Below are 21,405 nucleotides of genomic sequence, written 5' to 3'. Positions count from 1 at the left end.
GGCGGGTTCCGATTGCCGCAACCATACTGGGGCTGAGAAATCCTCTCCTGGAAGGGGAGGTGGCGCGCGCAGCGCGACGGAGGGGTGTCAGCGGCCGTAGCGACGTACGCCGCCCTAGCGCGGACACCCCTCCACCACCGCCTGCGGCGGCGGCCCCCCGCCCCCTCCGGGGGAGGATCTCAAAACCTCAGGCCATCGCCTTGGCGCGTTCCTCCACCAGCCGTTCGAACATGGTGAGCGGCATCGCGCCCAGCCGGATCACCTCGTGGAACTGCTTTAGATCGAACTTGTTGCCGGCGATCTTCTGGGTATTGGCGCGCGCCCGCGTCCAGGCGATGTGGCCGAGCTTGTAGGCGCAGGCCTGGCCCGGCATCGTGCAATAGCGCTCCACCTCGCGCTGCGAGCGGGCGCGGGGGAAGCCGGTGGTCGCCACCAGATAGTCGGTCGCCTGCTCGCGGCTCCACTTCTTGGTGTGGATGCCGGTATCCACCACCAGCCGCGCCGCGCGGAACAGGAAGGACTGGAGATAGCCGGCGCGTTCGAGCGGCCCGTGATAGGCGCCGATCTCGTCCGCCAGCTGCTCGGCATAGAGCGCCCAGCCCTCGGTATAGGCGCTGAAGAAGCCGAACTTGCGGATCAGCGGGCCTTCTGCCGCCTGTGCCGTGCTGATCTGGAGATGGTGGCCGGGCAAGCCTTCGTGGAAGGTGAGCGACGGCAGCGAATATTTCGGCCAGTCGCCCACGCTCTTGAGGTTGATCCAGTAGATTGCCGGGCGCGAGCCATCCAGCGCGGCGCGGGTGTAATAGCCGTTGGAGGCGCCGTCCTGGATCTCCACCGGCACTGCGCGAATCTCCAGCGGCGCCTTGTTGGGGTTGAGGAACGCCTTGGGCAGCAGCGCCGCGACGTCCTGCACGCTGGCGTTGAGGCCCGCGATCAGCGCCGTCCGCCCCTCGACGGTGTCCGGATAGAGCTGGTCGGGCCGCTCATTGAGCGCCGTCAGCCGTTCGCCGACGCTGCCCTTGGTGAGCCCCTGTGCCTTGAGCAGCGCATCGAGCTTGGCGCTGATCTCCGCCACCTGCTCCAGACCCATCTTGTGGACCTGATCGGGGGTGAAGCTGGTGGTGGTCCATTGCTCCAGTGCTGCGGCGTAGATTTCCTGGCCGCGCGGCACGTCCCACAGGCCCGCCGAGGGGCGGCCCTTGGCGTGGAGCTGCTGGATCAGCGCATATTGCCGATCGAGTGCGGGATAGACCTTGTCGCCGACGATCTTCGCGGCGCGGCCCTGCCAATCGCCCTGCAACTGCTTGGCGGCCGCGCGGCGGACGAGCGACTGGGTGAGGGTGTTTGCGGCTGGGTCGGGCTGGCGCAGCTTGGCCATCTGGGCGAGCGTGAGTTCCAGGCAGAAGACCGGCGCCACCAGCCCGCGGCCTGCGGCTTCCTTCTGGTCGGCCGTATCCTGGTCGAGCGCTCCGGCAAAGGCGTCGAGGCGATCGAGATAGGCCCCGGCATCATCCTGGGTGACGATGGTGTGGCTGGAGTTGAGGAAGTCCGGGGTCGAGAAATAGGCGCCGCCCTGTTGGGTGATCGGGAAGGGGCGGCCGACTGAATCGATCTGGAACTTGTCCTGCGACACGGTGGCGCTCCGGAGCGAATAGAGCACCACTTCGCGGTCGAGCCGTGCGCCCTCGGACAGGGTGGCGGGGTCGAACGCCTCGATCTTGGCGATCGCCGCCTTCGTGTCGGCGAGGTTGCGCGCCTTGGCGGCGGCGCTGCCGTCGCTCAGCTTGTGCTTGAGCGCGGCGTTGGTGCCCTTGTCGAAGCCGAGCGAGGTGGCGAATTCGGGCGAGCGCTGGATGCGCTCAGCGACGATCTGGTTGTAGACGGCGTTGATCTCGGCATCGCGGGTGCCGGCCACCGCGGCGCGGGCGGCGGCGGGAAGCAGCGCGGCCAAGGCTGCGGTGCTAGACGAGGCGAGGAAGGTACGACGATTCAAGGCTTTTCCCCCAATTGCTGTGTTTGGTTGGGGGCAGCCTACCGCGAATTTGGGCAAGGTCCACAGCGTATCCTCCCCCTGGCGGGGGGGATACGGCATTCCGTCACACCCGCTCGGCCGAACTCACCGCATCCGCCGCGCGCAGCGCCGCGAGCAGCTTCATCAAATGCGCGGCGTTGCGCACTTCCAGGTCGATCGTGTTGGTGTGGAAGGTCGTGTCGCGATTATCCAGCCGCAGCCCGAGGATGTTGGCCTTGTGCTGGCCGATCAGCGTCGCCACCGTGCCCAGCGCGCCGGGTTCGTTCTTCAGCGTCACCGCGATCTCGGCCACGCCGCCATCGGCCTTGTCGCCCCAGGTCAGGTCGACCCAGTCGGCTTCCTCGACATCGGCGAGGCTGGGGCAATCGATGCGGTGGACGACGATCGGCTGGTCCGGCTTGCGCACGCCCAGGATGCGGTCACCCGGCACCGGGCAGCAATCCTCGGCATAGGTGAACGCCACGCCCGGGGTGAGGCCCTTGATGTCGATCGCGTGATGTTGCGGCGGCAGCTGGTCGTCCTCGCCGCTGGCGGAGCCGGGCATCACCGCTTCCATCACCTGCCGGTCGGTAAGGCTGCGACGGGCGATCGCCTCCATCAGCGACTCCGCATCGGCCAGTTTCAGCCGCTTGAGGGCCTCGCCCAGCGCACCTTCGCCCGGAGGGGCGGGGAGGCGGGCGACGATGTCCTCATAGAGCTTGCGGCCCAGCCGGATCGTCTCGTCGCGTTCCTTGTGGCGCAGGTGCCGGCGGATCGCCGCGCGCGCCTTGCCGGTGATCGCGAAGTTCAGCCAGTTGGGCTGCGGCTCCTGTGCCTTCGAACGCAGGATCTGCACCTGGTCGCCCTGCTCGATCTCGGTACGCAGCGGCACCACCTTGCCGTTGACCTTGGCACCGACCGACTGGTCGCCGAGATCGGTGTGTACCGCATAGGCGAAGTCGATCGGCGTCGCGCCCTTGGGCAGCTGGATCAGCTCGCCCTTGGGGGTGAAGGCGAAGATGCGATCCTGGTACATCGCCATGCGGGTATGCTCGAGCAGCTCTTCGGGGCTCTCGGCATGTTCCAGGATCTCGATCAGGTCGCGGATCCAGCTGACCTGGGTGTCGGGGCGGACCGCGCTTTGCTTGTACGCCCAGTGGGCGGCGAGGCCGAATTCGGCCTGGGCGTGCATGTCGCGGGTGCGGATCTGCACTTCGACGCGGGTATCACCGGCATGCATGATCGTGGTGTGGAGCGAGCGATAGCCGTTGCGCTTCGGCGTCGAGATATAATCCTTGAACCGGCCCGGCACCATCGGCCAGCGGCGGTGGATCACGCCGAGCGCGCGGTAGCACTCCTCCTCGGTATCGACGATCGCGCGGAAGGCCATGATGTCGGACAGCTGTTCGAGGCTGACATGGCGCTCGGACATCTTCTTCCAGATCGAATAGGGATGCTTTTCGCGCCCCGTCACCTCGGCGTCGATGCCGCCGCGGCCGAGCAGCAGCTTGAGGCCCGAGGCGATTTTGAGCACCCGGTCCTCGCCCTCGACGCGGAAGCTCTCCAGCCGCTTGGTGATCGATTCATAAGCTTCGGGTTCGAGCTGGCGGAAGGCGAGCGTCTGCATCTCCTTCATGAACTCGTACATGCCGATCCGCTCGGCGAGCGGGGCATAGATGTCCATCGTCTCGCGGGCGATGCGGCGGCGCTTCTCCTCCTTCTTGATGAAGTGGAGCGTGCGCATGTTGTGGAGCCGATCGGCCAGCTTCACCAGCAGCACGCGGATGTCGTCGGACATGGCGAGCAGGAACTTGCGCAGATTTTCCGCCGCGCGCTCGCTCTCGGTCTGCGCCTCGATCTTGGACAGCTTGGTGACGCCGTCGACCATGCGGGCGACGTTGGGCCCGAACAGCCGCTGGATCTCCTCCGGCGTCGCCACCGTGTCCTCGATCGTGTCGTGGAGGATCGCCGTCGCGATCGTCTCGTCGTCGAGATGGAGGTCGGTGAGGATGCCCGCCACCTCGATCGGATGGCTGAAATAGGGGTCGCCCGAAGCCCGCTTCTGGGTGCCATGGGCATTGACCGAGAAGACATAGGCCCGGTTGAGCAATGCCTCATCGGCTTCGGGGTCGTAGGAGAGGACCCGGTCTACAAGTTCATACTGACGCAGCACGCCTTCTAGATGGCGTCACTGGCCCGGTTTTTGCAACCGATTTGAAGGTGCAATCGCGGCTTAACGGCGCAGCTGTGGCCGAAGTGCTGCGCCGGGCCGGTTTCCCACCCCCCTTTTTTGCGATAGGGTGCCCGCATGGGTGGAGCCGTTCGAGAAACGCTGCGGGCCATGGCGCGGGAATGCAGCCTGCCGGCCGCGCTGGAGGCGATGGGCGAACGCTGGTCGTTCCTGATCCTGCGCGGCGCGTTCAACGGCATCCGCCATTTCGAGGAATTCCAGAGCGAGCTGGGCATCGCCCGCAACATCCTCGCCAACCGGCTGGCGCGGCTGGTGGAGCATGGCATCCTCGCCCGGGTCCCTTGCGCCGACGATCGCCGCAAGGTGGAGTATCGCCTCACCGACAAGGGGCACGCGCTGCTGCCGACGATGGTGGCGCTGCGCCAATGGGGCGAGCGCTGGGAGACCGGCGTGCCCGCCTCGCCGATCCTGGTCGATGCGCGCGACGGCAAGCCGATCGCGCCGGTGACGGTGCAGGCGCAGGACGGCCGGGTGCTGGGCAAGGGCGACCTGCTCTGGGCGCTCCCCGAGGATGCCGAGGAAGCCCGCGCGGCCGAGTAAGTCTGCCCGCATGCTCCGCCAAAGCGTAAATGCTTCTATAATGCGCCCGTGCATCAGGGAAATTTGCGCATGACGTTCGGCATTTCGACGGTGGGTATCAATGGCGTGCGGGGCGTGGCGGGAACCGCTGCAGCCCATGGCAGCACGAGCGGCCCCGTCGACGAGACCGCCGAAGCCTTTCTCCGGGAGGCCCGCAAGAGCCCGGCCGAGCGCACCAAGGAAGCCGTGCTCAAGCGCTACAACCTGACGCAGGAGCAGTTCGACCAGCTCGCCCCCGAAAAGCAGGCCGCGATCCGCAAGGAAATCGAGGACGAGATGAAGCGCAAGCTGGGCCGCGCCCAGGGCGGCGCCTTTGCCGACGTGGTCGTCTAGCCGCCGATCGCTTCCAGTGCGGCGCGCACCGCGTCCGGGATCGGCTTAGGACGGCGCGTCTCCAAATCGAGATGGACGCTGACCAGCTCCACTTCGGCGTGGAGCTCGCCTGTCTCCGCATGGCAGAGGTCGGCGCGCATCGTCATGCTGGTATTGCCGAGCCGCTCAACGCGGACGAACACCTCGACCAGGTCATCGAAGCGGAACGGGCGCTTATACTCCACTTGCGCGCGGACGACGTTGAACTCCGCCTCCATCCACTCCGGCCCCAGCTTGGCGAGATCGGCCCAGCGCCAGAATTCGGTGAGCCCGACATCGGCATATTCGAGATAGCGCGAGTTGAAGACGATCTTCTGTCCGTCGATCTCGGAATAGCGGACGCGGAAGCGGGTGGAAAAGGGGAGACCGGGGCGGGACATGGCGGCGGGCTTTGCCCCGAGCCGGGCGCGGTTCGCAAGTGCGGGGTGCGCATGCAGACGTGCCGTGTTCGAACACGACCGTCATCCCGGCGGAAGCCGGGATGACTTTTGGGAGGAGGAGCGGCGGGTAAAATGGCGCAGCCACCGTAGCGGCTGCGCGCATATCCTTACCCCGCGTTCGCCGCCGGCGTATTCACCCCCATCGACTGGAGATACTTCTTCACGTTGCGTGCGGCCTGGCGGAGGCGCTGTTCGTTCTCCACCATCGCGATGCGCACAAAGCCTTCGCCATTCTCGCCGTACCCCACGCCCGGCGCCACCGCGACCTTGGCATGGGTGAGCAGCTGCTTGGAGAACTCCAGGCTGCCGAGATGCGCCAGTGCCGGCGGCAGCGGCGCCCAGGCGAACATCGAGGCGCGGGGGGAGGGGATCTCCCAGCCCGCACGCGCGAAGCTCTCCACCATTACGTCGCGGCGCTTGTGATAAAGCTGGCGGTTCTTCTCGACGATGTCCTGCGGGCCGTTGAGTGCTGCGCAGGCCGCAGCCTGGATCGGCGTGAAGGCGCCGTAGTCGAGATACGACTTCACCCGCGTCATCGCCGCGATCAGCTGCTTGTTGCCCACCGCGAAGCCCATCCGCCAGCCGGCCATGGAATAGGTCTTGCTGAGGGAGGTGAACTCGATCGCGACGTCCTTGGCGCCCTTCACCTGCAGGATCGACGGCGTCGGCTTGCCGTCGAAATACAGCTCCGAATAGGCGAGGTCGGAGAGTATCCACACCTTGTTCTCGCGCGCCCAGGCGACGAGCCGCTCGTAGAAGGCGAGGTCCACCGTCTCCGCGGTCGGGTTCGACGGATAGTTGACGACGAGGATCGACGGGCGCGGCACGGTGAAATTCATCGCGCGCTCGAGGCTCTCGAAATAGGCGTCGTCAGGCGTGGTCGGCACCGCGCGGATCGTCGCACCTGCGATGATGAAGCCGAAGGTGTGGATCGGGTAGCTGGGGTTCGGCGCCAGCACCACATCGCCCGGCGCGGTGATCGCGGTGGCAAGGCTGGCCAGGCCCTCCTTGGAGCCCATCGTCACCACCACTTCGGTTTCGGGATCGAGCTCCACGCCGAAGCGGCGGCCATAATAGTTCGCCTGGGCGCGGCGGAGGCCGGGGATGCCCTTGGACTGGGAATAGCCATGCGCATCGGGCTTGCGCGCCACTTCGCAGAGCTTCTCGATCACATGGTCGGGCGGCGGCAGGTCCGGATTGCCCATGCCGAGGTCGATGATGTCCTCTCCGCCCGCCCGCGCGGCCGCCCGCATCGCGTTCACTTCGGCGATGACATAGGGGGGCAAGCGCTTGATGCGGTAGAATTCTTCGGACATTTCCTCGACTTTCAAGGGTTCTGGCATGCGACACAAAATTGTGTCGTGCGTTCGTTCTACGCCATAATAACCAAGTCGGGAATGACGCATTGCATTGCCTGCGCTAAGGCGGGGCAAAGGAGAGGACCGAATGCCCGACACGCTCACGCCGACCCTGCCGCGCCTCGAAGACCTGCAGCACTGGACCTGGGTGCTCGGCCGGGCGCAGCAGATGATGCTGGAGCACGGGCTGGACCTGATGGAGCATGTGCCGGCGGCCCCGCCCTTCGGCATGCTGTTCGATCCTACCCCGGCGATGCGCGCCAGCGCCGATTTCTGGGCGGACACGATGCAGTTGTGGCAGCGCTTCCTCGACCCCGCCCATGCCGAACCCTTTGTCGAGACGCCCGAACAGGCGCGCGACAAGCGCTTCAAGGCGCCGCAATGGCGCGAGGAGCCGATCTTCGACTTCCTCCGCCAGAGCTATTTCGTCATCGCCGATCATCTGCTCAAGAATGTCGAGGCGCTGGAGCATGTCGATGGCCGGCAGAAGGACCAGATTCGCTTCGCCACCCAGGGCTTTATCGACGCGATCAGTCCCACCAATTTTCCTGCGACCAACCCGCAGGTCATCGAGAAGATCGTCGAAACCAAGGGCGAGAGCCTGCTCAAGGGCCTGCAGCACATGCTGCAGGACATGGCCAAGGGCCAGATGACGCAGACCGACGCGGGCGCGTTCGAGCTCGGCCGCAACCTGGCGATGACGCCGGGCAAGGTGGTGAAGCGCACGCCGCTCTACGAGCTGATCCAATATGCGCCGACCACCGACGAGGTGCTGGAAACCCCGCTGATCATCTTCCCGCCCTGGATCAACCGCTTCTACATCCTCGACCTGACGCCCGAGAAGAGCTTCATCCGCTGGGCGGTGGAGCAGGGGATCACCGTGTTCGTCGTCTCGTGGCGCTCGGCCGATGCGAGCATGAAGGACGTGGTGTGGGACGATTATGTCGAGCGCGGCCAGATCGACGCGATCGACACGGTGCGCGACCTGCTCGGCGTCGAGAGCGTCCACACCATCGGCTATTGCGTCGCGGGCACCACGCTGGCGGCGACGCTGGCGGTGCTCGCGGCGCGCGACCAGGCCGCGAAGGTGGCGAGCGCAACCTTCTTCACCGCCCAGGTCGACTTCACCGAAGCAGGCGACCTGCGCGTCTTCGTCGACGACGACCAACTGGCGATGATCCGCAGCCTCAGCGCCGACGGCTTTCTCGACGGGCGCTACATGGCGGCGACGTTCAACCTGCTGCGCGGGCGCGACCTGATCTGGAACTACGTCACCAACAACTATCTGATGGGGCAGGAATATGCCCCCTTCGACCTGCTCCACTGGAACTCGGACGTCACCAACCTGCCGGCGACCTGGCATCTCAGCTACCTGACCGACCTGTACCGCGACAACAAGCTGATCGCGCCCGGCGCGCTGAGCATCGGCGGCACCCCGGTCGATCTCTCCAGGGTGACGACGCCCAGCTATATCCAGGCCGGTCGCGAAGATCATATCGCCCCTGCCAAAAGTGTGTGGAAGTTGACCGAGCATTTTCGCGGGCCGCACAAGTTCGTGTTGGCCGGATCGGGCCATATCGCAGGTGTAATAAATCCACCATCCGCAAAGAAATACCAATACTGGACCAATCAAGATCCCGCCGAGTCGCTCGAATCCTTCCTTGAAGATGCGACGGAACATGCCGGAAGCTGGTGGCCGGACTGGCTCGACTGGCTGCGCGCGGTGAACGGTGCCAAAGTTGCGGCAGACGGCGCGCGGGTGCCCGGAGGTGGAAACCTTTGTGCGATTGCGGAAGCCCCCGGCGATTATGTTAAAATGCGCTGATAAAATGCTGTTAGATTGAGGCATTTGTAACTTTTTGTGCACTGCACAATGGCGCCTTGCAAATCTGACGCCATGCCGTTATATGCTGCGGTGCAGCAATAGGCAGGGAAGCTAGTCACATGACCAGCAAGGGACCTAAGACGACGGCCAAACCCGCCGCCAAGACGGCCGCACGCGGCGTACCCAAGCCCGCGATTCTGGCCGAAGCTGCCGCGGTGACGCCGCCGCCCGTACCCCCGTTGGCCGAGACGATCGTCCCGGCCGCGGCCCTGGTACCGGCGCCGGTCGAAACCGCTGCACCGCAGGAAGTGAAGACCCACGTTGAAGAGACGATCGCCGCCCCCGCGGAAACGGCCGAGGCCGTCGCCGAACCGGTGATCGAAGCCGCAGAGACCGTCGCGCCGGCGGTCACCACCAGCACCGCGAAGGAAATTTCGATCATGGCTACCACCTACGAGAACGCGACCACCCAGGCCCACACCGCTTTCGCCGATTTCAACGAGCGCACCAAGGCCGCCGTCGAGAAGTCGACCAAGCTGGTCGAGGAAGCCAACGAGTTCGCCAAGGGCAACATCGAGGCGCTGGTCGAGTCGGGCCGGATCGCCGCCAAGGGCTTCGAGACCCTGGGCCAGGAAGCTGCCGACTATAGCCGCCGCTCGTTCGAGAGCGCGACTGCGGCGCTGAAGAACCTGTCGTCGGTCAAGACCCCGACCGACTTCTTCAAGCTGCAGAGCGACTATCTGCGCGGCGCGTTCGACTCCTATGTCGCCGAAGCCTCGAAGCACACCGAAGCCGTAATCAAGCTCGCCGGCGACGCCGCGCAGCCGATCTCGAACCGCTTCGCGGTTGCGGTCGAGAAGGTGAAGACCACCGCCTGATCGGCCTCGCCGATCCGGATCGGAACGAATTGGGGGCGGTCGCTACGGCGATCGCCCCTTTTTCGTGGTGACAAAATCGAGATGGAGCCTCGGCACGCCTTGCCCTTGGGGGCAGTGCGACATATTTTGCCACGCCTATGGTCGAGCTTCGTACAACACAGATTCGGATGGCCGAGGACGGCGACCAGGATGATCGCGGCAACGACAATGCCGTCGGCATCGCCACGCGCACCCGCACCCGCACCAAGAAGCCGACCCCATACCGGGTGTTGATGCTCAACGACGATTATACCCCGATGGAGTTCGTCGTGCTGGTGCTCCAGCGCTTCTTCCGGATGAACATCGAGGAAGCGACCCAGGTGATGCTCCACGTCCACCAGCGCGGCGTGGGCGTGTGCGGGGTGTTCAGCTATGAAGTCGCCGAGACCAAGGTCTCGCAGGTGATCGACTTCGCCCGGCAGAACCAGCACCCGCTGCAGTGCACGCTAGAGAAGGCGTAGGCGCTTTCGCCCACATCCTCAGGCGTCATCCCCGCGAAGGCAGGGATCCATTGGCGCTGAAGCTCCGGTTCTTTCCCCAAGCGTCCTGGCAAATGGATTCCCGCTTTCGCGGGAATGACGGTTGGGGTGCGGGAAGGGCGGAACTCCCGCAGCTCACCGCGCCGGCGGCAGCCAGCGCAGGTCGAGCCCTTCATAGCGATTGACGTAATTCGCCGCCCCCGCCAGCGCGCCGCGATCGAGCAGCGTCACCCGGCCGCCTTCGCGCGCGATCATGCCTTCTTCCTCGAGCTGGCGGAGCATGCGGTTAACATGCACCGCGGTGAGCCCCGTCGCGTCGCCGATCTCCTCCTGGGTCAGCCCCAGCGGAAAGGATCGGTCGATCGACTTGTCGGTCGCGCGCAGCCGGTTGCGCAGGTCGAGCAGCAGCGCGGCGACGCGCGCCTTGGCGCTGGTCCGCCCGAGCGCGGCGAGCCGATCGGTCAGCGCCACGCGCTCGATCTGGCTGTAGACGAGAATCATCGCCGAGAGCCGGGGGTGCTCCTGCATGATTCCCGACAGCGTTGCCCGGTCGAAGGGGCAGACCACCGTGTCCGAAAGGGCGCAGAGCGTCTCCGGCGCCTCGTGATAAATTGCCGAGGAAATGCCGAGCATGTCGCCCGGGAACAGGAATCGGAGGATTTGCCGGCTGCCGTCGTCGAGCAGCACATAGCTCATCATCAGCCCCTTGCGGAGTATGAACAACTCCCCGCAAGGTTCGTTCTCACGCTGTAAAATTGCCCCGCGGCGCACATGGCGCTGGCGCAGTTCGAGCGCATCCAGCGCCTCGCGCTCCTTGGGCGTGAGGTGGATGAACTCGCTCAAAACATCGGCAAAACAACTGGATGACACGCTCTGCACTTTCCCCCGGTTCGCCCTGCAAAGCAGCGCAACGGAATCAGCGCATTAAAATCGATCAAGCCGACCCGGCAGCCCACCGCTTGCGCGGGCGCGCAGAGCGGCTAGAAGCTCGCCATGGACCGTATCCTCATCCGTGGCGGCAATCGACTTGCCGGCAAGATCGCGATTTCCGGGGCGAAGAACGCCGCCCTTACTCTGATGCCGTGTGCACTGCTCACCGACGAGCCGCTCACGCTGCGCAACCTGCCACGCCTGGCAGATGTCGACAGCTTCGGACATCTACTGAATGAACTCGGCGCTTCCACCTCGGTAGAGGGCACGCGCCCGAACGAATTCGGCCGGGTGCTCTCGGTGCGTGCCAGCCGGTTGACCTCGACGGTCGCGCCCTATGACATCGTCCGCAAGATGCGCGCCTCGATCCTGGTGCTCGGCCCGCTGCTCGCCCGCGAAGGCGAGGCGACGGTGTCGCTGCCCGGCGGCTGCGCGATCGGCAACCGCCCGATCGACCTCCACCTCAAGGCGCTGGAAGCAATGGGCGCCGAGATCGAAATCAGCGCCGGCTATGTGAAGGCGACCGCGCCAGGCGGCCGCATTTCGGGCGGGCGCTTCCGCTTCCCGGTGGTTTCGGTCGGCGCGACCGAGAATGCGCTGATGGCCGCGTCCACCGCGCGCGGCACCACAGTGCTGGAGAATGCGGCGCGCGAGCCCGAGATCGTCGACCTGTGCAACCTGCTCGTCGCGATGGGCGCGGTGATCCGTGGCATCGGCACCGAGACGCTGGAGATCGACGGCCGCGATCGGCTGCACGGCGCCACCTATGCGGTGATGCCCGATCGTATCGAAGCGGGCAGCTATGCCTGCGCGGCGGCGATCACCGGCGGCGATGTCGAACTGGTCGGCGCCTCGGCCGAGGACATGCGCGCGACGCTGGATGCGCTGGTCGAGGCCGGCATCACCGTGGAGGAAACGGCCAACGGCGTGCGCATCGCCGCCGAGAACGGCATCCGCCCGCTGACGCTCAACACCGCGCCCTTCCCGGGCTTCGCGACCGACATGCAGGCGCAGTTCATGGCGATGCTGTGTAAGGCGGACGGGGCGAGCACGCTCACCGAGACCATCTTCGAAAATCGCTACATGCACGTGCCCGAGCTGGCCCGTATGGGCGCAGATATCGAAGTGCACGGTCGCACCGCGATCGTGCGTGGCGTGAAGAAGCTCACCGGCGCGCCGGTGATGGCGACCGACCTGCGCGCCTCGATGAGCCTGATCCTCGCAGGCTTGGCGGCTGAAGGCGAGACCCAGGTCAACCGCGTTTACCATCTCGACCGCGGCTATGAGCGGCTGGAAGAGAAGCTGCAGGCGGTCGGCGCGGACATCGAGCGCGTCGGCGACGGCTGAGCCGCCCCGTACGAGCGGAAATTGCAGGACTGCACCCGTCATCCCGGCTTTCGCCGGGATGACAGCTGTTGGGAAGAGCTCGCTTTAAAACCGCAGTATCAGCGTATGGCAGGGGCCGACATCGAATACGGTCGGCCCGCCACCGGCACCACCGCCCGGTTGGGCGTCGCCTGCATCGCGAAGCGCAGCTCGCCGCCGCGCATCAGCTCCTCGTGCGTCACAAATTGCCGGTCGAGCTTGCGGCCGTTGAGCGTCACGCTGCCGACATAGCGGTTCGCCTCCGAAAGCCCCGGCGCGCTGACCGTGAAGCGCTTGCCGTTCGGCAGCGTCAGCGTCGCGCGCTCCAGGAACGGCCGGCCCAGCACATATTGGTTGGAGCCCGGCGCGACGGGGTAGAATCCCAGCATCGTGAACACCAGCCAGGCCGACATCTGGCCGAGATCGTCATTGCCCGCGAGCCCATCCGGCGTCGGCTTGTACTGGCTGTCGACGATCTGCTTCAGCCGTTCCTGCGTCCGCCAGGGCTGGCCGGCATAGCTGTACAGATAGGCGACATGGTGGCTGGGTTCGTTGCCATGAATATACTGGCCGATCAGCCCGGCAATATCCTCGGCATGGCTATAGTCGATCTTCGAATTGTCGAAATCGAACATCGCGTCGAGCTTGCGCACCACCGCCGCATCGCCGCCCATCAGACGGAACAGCCCCGCCTGGTCCTGCGGCACGAACCACGAATATTGCCAGGCATTGCCCTCGGTATAGTCCGAGCCATAGTTGATCGCGGTGGGATCGAAGGGCGTGCGGTACGCGCCGTCGCTCTTGCGGGCGCGCAGGAAGCCGGTCTTCACGTCGAAGCTGTTGCGCCAGTTGTCCGCGCGCTTCTCGAAGGTCGCGGCAAGATCGTCGCGGCCCAGCGCGCGCGCCATGCGGGCGATGGTCCAGTCGTCATAGGCATATTCGACGGTCTTGGAGGCGGCTTCAGGCTCCTTGTCGATCGGTACATAGCCAAGCTTCTGGTACCAATCGAGCCCGCCATAGGGGCCGTAGGTGGCGCTCGCCACCATCGCGTCGAGCGCCGCCTTGCCGTCGAAGCCGCGCAGGCCCTTGAGGTACGCGTCGGCGATCACCGGGACGGCGTGATAGCCGATCATCGTCCAGGTCTCGCGGCCCTGGAACTGCCAGACCGGCAGGATGCCGAACGGGCTCGCCTGCTGGCTGGCGATCAGCGACTTGATAATGTCGCGGTTGCGCCCCTCGGGCTGGACGAGCAGCAGCAGCGGGTGCTCGGCGCGGAAGGTATCCCAGAGCGAGAAGGTCGAGTGGAAGGTGAAGTCTTCGGCCTGGTGGACCTGGTCGTCGGGCCCGCGATAGCGGCCGTCCGCGTCGGAGAAGACGCTGGGTGCCATCAGCGTGTGGTAGAAGGCCGAGTAGAAGTTGCGCAGCGCGGTGTCGCTGCCCTGCGCCTCGATCGCGCCCAGTGCCTGCTTCCACGCACTGGTGGTGCGGGCATGGACGGCATCGAAGTCGCCGGTCTCGGTGGCGAGATTGGCGAGCGCGGCATCCTCGTCGACGCTCGACAGCGCCACCCTCAGTTCGAGCGGCCGATCGAGTACGCCGAAGTCCAGCCGCGCTACGATCGAGCGGCCCTGCAGCTGGGCGACGCTATCGTCGCCGCGGCCGGGCCCCTGGAATCCGCGATAGGGAACCTTGCCTTCGGTATCGACGAAGGCATGTCCCTTCAGCGGCGCCGAGGGGCGGATCGCGAAGAACAGCTTGCGCGCCGGCGCCCAGCCGCGCGTCTCCCGCGCGCCGGTAATCGTCCCGTCGGGGCGGACCCGCACCGAGGACCAGAGGATCTTGCCGGGATAATTGTACAGCGAACTGCGCAGATCGAGCACGAGGTGCGCGGCCTTGCCCGCCGGGAAGGCATAGCGCTCGACCGCCACGCGGGTCCCGGCGGTCATCTCGGCGCGAACGCCCTGGTCCTGCAGCGTCACCGCGTAATAGCCCGGCCGCGCGACCTCGTCGGCATGGGCGAAGCGCGAGCGATAGCCCGAGCCGGGTTTCTTCGGATCGCCCGGCTCCAGCGGCACGGTGTCGCCCGCCACCGGCGCGATCAGGAAGTCTCCCAGATCGGAGTGGCCGGCGCCGGAGAAATGGGTCAGCGAGAAGCCCTGGATCGTCGGATCGCCGTATCGATAGCCCGCGGCATGGCCATAGCATTCGCGGATCGCGCAGCCGGTATCGGTGTCGGGGCTCAGCTGCACCATGCCGAAGGGCGCTACGGCGCCGGGAAAGGTGTGGCCCTCGCCGCCGGTGCCGACCAGCGGATCGGCATGCTCATAGCCGGTCTGGGCGGCGAGCGGCGTCGCAAGTAGCGACGTGGCGGCGAGTGCGAGCGCGGCGCGCTGAAAGGTCCCCTGCATTGCCAAGGCTTAACCGAGCAAAGCTGAGGACGGAAGGCCGTCCCGGATCACTCCGCCGCGAGCGGCAACATCGGGGTTTCGCGGCTGGGCGCGGCGACGACGCGGTTCCGCCCGCCTTCCTTGGCCTGGTACAGCGCGGCATCGGCCATGCCGAGCAGATCGGCGACCGAACGGGTGCTTTCGGGGATCGACGCGACGCCGAACGAGGCGGAGACCTTGGCGTCGTGCGTTGCGGACAGTGCCTCGATCCGCTCGCGCAGGATCTCGGCCTTGGCGACCGCTTCGCTCAGCCCGCATTCGGGCAGGATCACCAGCAGTTCCTCGCCGCCGTACCGGCAGGCTACATCCGAGGTGCGCAGCGCGCCCATGATCTGCGCCGCGGTCTCGCGCAGCACCGAATCGCCTACCGCATGGCCGAACTCGTCGTTGAGCTTCTTGAAATGATCGAGGTCGATCATGATCGCCGAGAGGTGCGCGCCGGTGCGCTCCGCCAGGCTGGCGTGGCGGGCCAGCGCATCTTCCATGTAGCGGCGGTTGTAGAGCCCGGTCAGCGGATCGCGCAGCGCCTGGGTGCGCAGCTTCTCGCGCAGGGCGATGTTGGAGACGGCGAGCGACATTGCGTCGGCGATCGCGGTGGCGAGCGGCTGGATCCGATCGAGCTGCGCGGCGGCATCGGGCAGGGTGGTCGCCACCTTGAGCATGCCCTGGATTTCGCCATGCGCGGTCATCGGGATCTCTAGTACCGTCGCACAGCCGAGATGATGCTCGCAGCGCAGCGCGCCGCGCGCATCGGTGTTGAGGTGCGGCTTGCCACGCTTGAGCGCCCAGCATTGCGATGGGGTGAGCATCGGCCGCAGCGTATCGGCCTCGGGCCAGCGCCAGCTGGCGGACAGTTCCAGCCGGTCGCGCGAATTGTTGAACACGTAGAGCGCACCCCCGAACCCGGAGAGCAGCGAATCGATCGTCGCGCCCAGCACCGCATTCGCGTCGGCATAGCCGTTGGCGCTCTGCAGCATCTCGGTCATGCGGAACAGGTGGTTGACCTGCTTGCGCTCGGCATGGGCGCGTTCGGCATCCTGGCGGCGCTCGCGCAGCACCCGCAACGTCTGCGGCCCGCCCACGAGCAGCAGGAGCAGCGCGAGCGCAGCGCTGCCGAATTCGAGCGCCGCATCGACCAGCTTGGTGTCGTGACCATGGGCAAGCGGGTGCAGCAGGTGGGCGACGACCATCACCATTACGGCCGCCGACGCCGCGACCACCCGGCGCTGCATCGAGCGTTCGAGCGGATCGTAGCTCTTGGAGTCGGGCTGGCTGGCGTCCACGTTTCCGGTTCCCGGCCGCGGCATTCGCGCCGCGGCTCCAGGAACATTATAGGGGTGGGCGATCGATGGATTGTCTCGGGGAACCGTCGCTAGGTAGTATTACAGCATCGATCCCGTCTCGATGAAGCGCTGGTGCCATGCGAGCGCCTCGCCCGGCAGCATCGGCGTCTGCTTGCCGTAGCTGCCGGCCAGCGCGCGCTCGTAATAGTCGCGCAGCATCGGCTTGTAGGTCGGGTGGGCACAGCGCTCGATTACCTGCTCGGCGCGCTTGCGGGGGGCGAGGCCGCGCAGATCGGCCAGGCCCTGCTCGGTCACCACGATCTGCACGTCCTGCGCGATGTGGTCGACATGGCTGACGTGCGGCACGATCGACGAGATCGCCCCGCCCTTTGCGGTGGAGGGCGACATGAAGATCGAGATATAGGCGTTGCGCGCGAAGTCGCCTGATCCGCCGATGCCGTTCTGGATGCGCGAGCCCATGATGTGGGTGGAATTGACGTTGCCGTACAGGTCCGCCTCGATCATCCCGTTCATCGCCAGGCAGCCGAGGCGCCGCACCACTTCGGGGTGATTGCTGATCTCCTGCGAGCGCAGCAGGATGCGATCGCGGAACGTGTCGAGATCGGCGTTCAGCCGCTCGGCCGCGCTCGGGCTCAGCGAGAAGGCGGTGCAGCTCGCCATGCGCAGCTTGCCGGCGGCGAGCAGGTCCAGCATCCCGTCCTGCAGCACCTCGGTATAGGCGGTGAGGTTCTCGAACGGCGCGGTCAGCAGCCCGGCGAGCACCGCATTGGCGATGTTCCCCACCCCCGATTGCAGCGGCAGCAGCGACGGCGGCAGGCGGCCCTTGCCGACCTCGTGGCGAAAGAACTCGATCAGATGCTGGGCGATGGCGAGCGCGCTGGCATCGGGCGCGGCGAAGGGCAGGTTGCGATCGGGCGCGTTGGTCTCGACTACCGCGATCACCTTGTGCGGATCGCAGCGCAGCGTCGGCTGGCCGATGCGCTGGTCGGGCGCGGTGAGCGGGATTGGCACGCGGTTGGGCGGCAGTGCGGTGCCGTAATAGATGTCGTGCATCCCCTCCAGCGCCGGGTTCTGCCAGCTGTTGACCTCGAGGATCACCCGCTTGGCAACGTCGAGCCAGGTCTTGTTGTTGCCGACCGAGGAGGAGGGGATCAGCGATCCCTCCTCGCGGATGCCGGCGACTTCGATCACTGCGACGTCGAGGGGGCCGAGAAAGCCTTCCCAGGCGAGCGGGGCGACCTGGCTGAGGTGGAGGTCGACATAGTCCATCTCGCCCGCGTTGATCTTCTCGCGGGCGATCGGGTCCGAATTATAGGGCAGCCGCGCGGAAATGCCGTCGACGCGAGCGAGTGCACCGTCGAGCTCCGGACCGGTCGAGGCGCCGGTCCACACCTTGAGCCGCATCGGCTTGCCGGCGGCATGTTCCGCCTCGATCTGCGCGGCGAGCGCGATCGGCACCGCCTTGGGATAGCCGGAACCGGTGAAGCCGCTCATCCCCACCGTCATCCCATCGGCGATGAACGAGGCGGCGTGTTCGGCGGTGGTGACCTTGGCGGCCAGTCCCGGGTGCGCAATTCGGCTCATGGATCCTCTCAAGGGCTGCATCATTGGCGGCGATGCAGCCCTATCGAGCCAGGTGCAATTGTTGCAATTACCTACTTGGTATGGGTGGATGCACCCGGCGCATGCGCGACCATGGGGCAGGGCTCCCTGTCCTCGAGTGATGGCCGAACATGACAGATCAACGACTGCCAAGTGATTGATCTGGTTGAATCGACGGGAACTCCCCCCTTCGGCCGGGGGTTTAGGCTGCCAAGCAGGAGAGAGAATTCCCCATGGCTACCCTCGCGCGCGACTTCGCGCCACGCATTCGTTCGCAGTTTTTGACCGACAGCTTCCAGCGCGGGCTCGCCCACTGGAATCGCGAGCGGCTGGAACCCGGCTTCCCCTCCGACGACTGGCAGCGCCTGTTCGAGCGCGACGTGCGCATGGAGCGGCTGCAGGGCGCGTTCCTCGAGGAACTGCGCGCCGAGGTGATCGACGAGGCCGCCGAAGCGCCGACCGATGTCGAGGGCTTCATCGAGTGGTTCGAGGGGCTGAAGGCGACGGGGCCGGGGCAGGGCGACCCGCTCTTCCCGTGGCTCGCCGAGCAGGCTGATCGAGATCAGCTTCGATGGTTCTTCGAGCAGGAAGCCGCTGGCGAGGCGGGGTTCGACGACCTGGTCGCGATGACGCAGGTCAAGCTACCCACCCGCCCCAAGCTCGAACTCGCCCGCAATTACTGGGACGAGATGGGCCATGGCACCGAGAAGGGCATGCACGGCCCGATGCTCGACGCGCTGGTCGAGACGCTGGCGGTGACGCCGGTGATCGAGAACACCGTGTGGGAAAGCCTGTGCCTCGCCAATGCGATGACCGCGATGGCGAGCAGCCGCCGCTATGCCTGGCATTCCGTCGGCGCGCTGGGCGTGATCGAGCTTACCGCGCCGGGCCGCTCGGCCGCGACAGCAGAAGGGCTGAAGCGCGTCGGGCTCAGCCCCAAGGAAGCGCGCTACTTCACGCTGCACGCGGTGCTCGACATCAAGCATAGCGAGGACTGGAACCGCGAGGCGATCCGTCCGGCAGTGGAGGAAGATCCGCGCCGCGCGACGGCGATGGCCGAAGGCGCGCTGATCCGGCTGCGCTGCGGTGCGCGCTGTTTCGAGGCCTATCGCGATCACCTCTGGGGCTGACGGGACTGCGCGCGGTTGCTAGGCAGGCGCCATGCTTCGCCTAGCTCTTGTCGCCGCGCTGATGTTCGCGCCCGTCGAAACTTCCGTTCCGCTGCATGCCGGCGGGCGGGTGACTACCGATGGCCGGTTCGGCTGGCCCGGCGTCTATTTCGAGGGGCGGTTCAACGGCACCTCGGTCACCGCATCGGTGGAGGCCGGCGAGGATCATCTCGCGGTGCTGATCGACGGCGTCGAGCGCGCGGTGCTGGAGAAGCCCGGCAAGGTGCAGCGCCGGTTCGACGGGCTTTCGGCCGGCGAGCATGTCATCCGCGTCGAGAAGCTGACCGAGACGCAGAGCGGCTATAGCCGGATGATCGGCATCACCACCGACGGCACCCCGCTAGCGCCGCCGGTGCATGCGCGCCGCGTGGAGTTCATCGGCGATTCGCACAGCGTCGGCTATGGCGACACCGCGACGGTGCGCGAATGCACGCAGGCGGTGGTGCACGATACCACCAATACCCAGCTGGCCTTCGGCCCGCGCCTCGCCAAGAAATGGGATGCCGACTATCGGGTCATCGCCTTTTCCGGACGGGGCGTTGTCCGCAACTATTCGGGCGGCAATCCGGGCGATACGCTGCCGGTGCTCTATCCGCGCGCCATTCCCGGCGAAGCGGCCCCGGCGGCGCCGGATGGCTGGAAGCCGCAGCTGATCGTCATCAACCTCGGTACCAACGACTTCTCGACGCCGATTCATGCCGGCGAAGCGTGGAAGGATGATGCGGCGCTGCATGCGGACTATCACGCCAAATATGTCGCGTTCGTGCGGCAACTGCAGGCGGCCAACCCGGGCGCGCGCTTCCTGCTGATGGGGGCGCCCGCCTTTATTGCGGACGTCCGCAAGGTGGCAGCGGCGACGGGCACCACCGCGGTGGCAGTGCCGCAGCTGGAATTCACCGCCTGCAACTTCCATCCTTCGCTGAAGGATCAGCAGCTGATGGCAGATTTGGTCGAGCAAGCGGCGGGCACGCTGAAGTAAGCGTCCCCTCCCGCAAGCGGGAGGGGAGCGATAGGTCAAACCGCCTTCAGCGCATTCTCGAAGTCGGCGATCAGGTCGTCGGCGTCTTCCACGCCGATCGAGATGCGCACCAGATTGTCGGTGATCCCCAGCGCCTGCTTGCGCTCCTCGGCGACGGACAGGTGGGTCATCCCCGCAGGATGCGAGGCGAGCGTCTCGGTGCCGCCCAGGCTCACCGCTAGCTTGGCGATCTTGAGCGCGTCGAGGAAGGCGAACGCCTCCTTCTCGCCGCCCTTGAGGTAGAGCGAGAAGGTCGACCCCGCGCCGGTGCAATGGCGGCGGTAAATGTCGGCCTGGCGCTTGTCCTCGCCGCGGTCGAGGAAGCCGAGATAGCCGACCTTCTCCACCTTGGGGTGGCTCGCGAGGAATTCGCAGACCTTGGCGGCATTCTCGCCCGCGCGGCTCATGCGCAGTTCCAGCGTCTCGAGCGAGCGGAGCAGCATCCAGGCGGTGTTGGGGTCGCAGATCGTGCCGATCGTGTTGCGCATCAGCCGGATCGTGTTGATGTGCGCCTTCGATCCCAGCACGCCGCCCGCCACCAGGTCCGAATGGCCGCCGGCATATTTGGTCAGCGAATAGACGACGATGTCCGCACCCTGCTTGAGCGGTTGCGCCCAGAGCGGGCCCAGGAAGGTATTGTCGATCGCGATCGGCGGCTTGGTGTCGCCCGTGAAGATCGCGTCGCGGCTGGCGGCGACGGCTTCCACGTCGACCAGCGCGTTGGTCGGGTTGGCCGGGCTTTCCAGATAGATCAGCGCGACATTGCCGGTCGCCGCCTTGCTCAGCACCGCGTCGATCTCCTCGCGGGTGGCGCCGGCGGGGAAGTCCAGCCAGTTCACGCCGAAGCGGCCGAGGATCCGAGAGATCAGCGTCTCGGTCGCTGCATAGAGCGGGCCCGAATGGACGATCGTGTCGCCCGGCTTTACCATCGACAGGAACAGCGTGGCGATCGCCGACATGCCCGAGGAGAAGGCGAGCGCATCCTCGGCTTCTTCCCAGACGGCGAGACGATCTTCGAGGATCTCCTGGTTGGGCCCGTTGAAACGCGAATAGACGAGGCCCTCGGCGCCACCCGGGCGCTTGCCTGTCACGCCCTCGAAATGGCGCTTCCCCGCAGCTGCGTTGGGGAAGACGAAGGTGGAGGTGAGGAAGATCGGGGGCTTGAGCGCGCCTTCCGAGAGCATCGGATCATAGCCGTGCCCCATCATCATCGTCGCCGGCTTCAGCTTGCGATCCCCGATCTTCTCGACCTCGCCTTCGGGGCGGGGGCGGGGGGTGCCGCCGGTCAGATCGGCTTCGGTGGCGTCGGTCATGTGCAGGCTCTCCGGTTCTCTATTC

General features: G+C 66.3%; 17 protein-coding genes. 8 read left to right on the top strand and 9 right to left on the bottom strand.

The genetic code is table 11. The features are described from left to right. Positions 1–187 precede the first annotated feature (187 nt). On the bottom strand, positions 188–1,993 hold the full coding sequence (locus ABIC35_RS20340; protein WP_121071852.1) for a DUF885 domain-containing protein: 1,806 nt from the start codon (positions 1,991–1,993) through the stop codon (positions 188–190). Positions 1,994–2,096: 103 nt separating this feature from the next. Then, a complete protein-coding gene (locus ABIC35_RS20335; RefSeq protein ID WP_121071851.1) occupies positions 2,097–4,184 on the bottom strand; it encodes a RelA/SpoT family protein in 2,088 nt (695 codons plus the stop codon). A 135-nt stretch (positions 4,185–4,319) separates the two neighbouring features. Here ABIC35_RS20335 and ABIC35_RS20330 point away from each other — a divergent pair, with 135 nt between their 5' ends. Beyond that, on the top strand, positions 4,320–4,802 hold the full coding sequence (locus ABIC35_RS20330) for a winged helix-turn-helix transcriptional regulator (protein WP_066725321.1): 483 nt from the start codon (positions 4,320–4,322) through the stop codon (positions 4,800–4,802). Between the two features lie 69 nt (positions 4,803–4,871). Beyond that, on the top strand, positions 4,872–5,174 hold the full coding sequence (locus ABIC35_RS20325; RefSeq protein ID WP_121071850.1) for a hypothetical protein: 303 nt from the start codon (positions 4,872–4,874) through the stop codon (positions 5,172–5,174). Here the strand turns inward: ABIC35_RS20325 and ABIC35_RS20320 are convergent. Together ABIC35_RS20320 and ABIC35_RS20315 are read right to left on the bottom strand one after the other, a co-directional pair. Then, the gene (locus tag ABIC35_RS20320; RefSeq protein WP_121071849.1) at positions 5,171–5,593 is read right to left on the bottom strand and encodes an acyl-CoA thioesterase; all 423 of its coding nucleotides are present in this window, start codon (positions 5,591–5,593) and stop codon (positions 5,171–5,173) included. The two genes, ABIC35_RS20325 and ABIC35_RS20320, sit on opposite strands and share 4 nt — an antisense overlap. A gap of 167 nt (positions 5,594–5,760) precedes the next feature. Beyond that, positions 5,761–6,969 (bottom strand): LL-diaminopimelate aminotransferase, encoded by a 1,209-nt coding sequence (locus ABIC35_RS20315; RefSeq protein ID WP_121071848.1) that lies wholly within the window; start codon positions 6,967–6,969, stop codon positions 5,761–5,763. 130 nt (positions 6,970–7,099) lie between these two features. Here ABIC35_RS20315 and ABIC35_RS20310 point away from each other — a divergent pair, with 130 nt between their 5' ends. The 3 genes from ABIC35_RS20310 to clpS all read left to right on the top strand — a co-directional run bounded on the left by ABIC35_RS20310 (position 7,100) and on the right by clpS (position 10,214). Then, positions 7,100–8,836, top strand: a complete 1,737-nt coding sequence (locus tag ABIC35_RS20310) for a PHA/PHB synthase family protein (protein WP_121071847.1) — start codon at positions 7,100–7,102, stop codon at positions 8,834–8,836. A 119-nt stretch (positions 8,837–8,955) separates the two neighbouring features. Then, complete coding sequence (gene phaP, locus ABIC35_RS20305; protein WP_121071846.1) at positions 8,956–9,714, top strand: phasin family protein; 759 nt, start codon at positions 8,956–8,958, stop codon at positions 9,712–9,714. 167 nt (positions 9,715–9,881) lie between these two features. Next, the gene (gene clpS / locus ABIC35_RS20300; RefSeq protein ID WP_064310916.1) at positions 9,882–10,214 is read left to right on the top strand and encodes an ATP-dependent Clp protease adapter ClpS; all 333 of its coding nucleotides are present in this window, start codon (positions 9,882–9,884) and stop codon (positions 10,212–10,214) included. A 153-nt stretch (positions 10,215–10,367) separates the two neighbouring features. Here the strand turns inward: clpS and ABIC35_RS20295 are convergent, their stop codons facing one another. After that, positions 10,368–11,075, bottom strand: coding sequence for a Crp/Fnr family transcriptional regulator (locus ABIC35_RS20295; RefSeq protein WP_121071845.1), 708 nt, complete (start codon positions 11,073–11,075; stop codon positions 10,368–10,370). Positions 11,076–11,225: 150 nt separating this feature from the next. Here ABIC35_RS20295 and murA point away from each other — a divergent pair, with 150 nt between their 5' ends. Beyond that, positions 11,226–12,509, top strand: coding sequence for a UDP-N-acetylglucosamine 1-carboxyvinyltransferase (gene murA, locus ABIC35_RS20290; RefSeq protein WP_121071844.1), 1,284 nt, complete (start codon positions 11,226–11,228; stop codon positions 12,507–12,509). A gap of 98 nt (positions 12,510–12,607) precedes the next feature. Here the strand turns inward: murA and ABIC35_RS20285 are convergent, their stop codons facing one another. From ABIC35_RS20285 to ABIC35_RS20275, 3 genes are all read right to left on the bottom strand, one after another. After that, complete coding sequence (locus ABIC35_RS20285) at positions 12,608–14,935, bottom strand: GH92 family glycosyl hydrolase (protein ID WP_121071843.1); 2,328 nt, start codon at positions 14,933–14,935, stop codon at positions 12,608–12,610. Between the two features lie 47 nt (positions 14,936–14,982). Next, positions 14,983–16,257: a GGDEF domain-containing protein gene (locus tag ABIC35_RS20280; protein WP_220667315.1), complete on the bottom strand. Its 1,275-nt coding sequence runs from the start codon at positions 16,255–16,257 to the stop codon at positions 14,983–14,985. Positions 16,258–16,356: 99 nt separating this feature from the next. Further along, positions 16,357–17,862 carry an acetyl-CoA hydrolase/transferase family protein gene (locus tag ABIC35_RS20275; protein WP_121071841.1) on the bottom strand — a complete coding sequence of 502 codons (1,506 nt, stop codon included), beginning with the start codon at positions 17,860–17,862 and terminating at the stop codon, positions 16,357–16,359. Positions 17,863–18,113: 251 nt separating this feature from the next. Here ABIC35_RS20275 and ABIC35_RS20270 point away from each other — a divergent pair, with 251 nt between their 5' ends. Continuing rightward, positions 18,114–19,010 (top strand): iron-containing redox enzyme family protein, encoded by an 897-nt coding sequence (locus ABIC35_RS20270; RefSeq protein ID WP_121071840.1) that lies wholly within the window; start codon positions 18,114–18,116, stop codon positions 19,008–19,010. Positions 19,011–19,041: 31 nt separating this feature from the next. Further along, complete coding sequence (locus tag ABIC35_RS20265; protein WP_121071839.1) at positions 19,042–20,028, top strand: SGNH/GDSL hydrolase family protein; 987 nt, start codon at positions 19,042–19,044, stop codon at positions 20,026–20,028. Positions 20,029–20,063: 35 nt separating this feature from the next. Here the strand turns inward: ABIC35_RS20265 and ABIC35_RS20260 are convergent, their stop codons facing one another. Continuing rightward, positions 20,064–21,380: a cystathionine gamma-synthase family protein gene (locus ABIC35_RS20260; protein WP_121071838.1), complete on the bottom strand. Its 1,317-nt coding sequence runs from the start codon at positions 21,378–21,380 to the stop codon at positions 20,064–20,066. Between the last annotated feature and the right edge of the window lie 25 nt (positions 21,381–21,405).

Source organism: Sphingomonas trueperi (assembly GCF_040545965.1).
Lineage (GTDB): Bacteria > Pseudomonadota > Alphaproteobacteria > Sphingomonadales > Sphingomonadaceae > Sphingomonas > Sphingomonas trueperi_C.
Note: the sequence above shows the minus strand (reverse complement) of the source record. Positions and strands in the feature narration are given on the sequence as shown.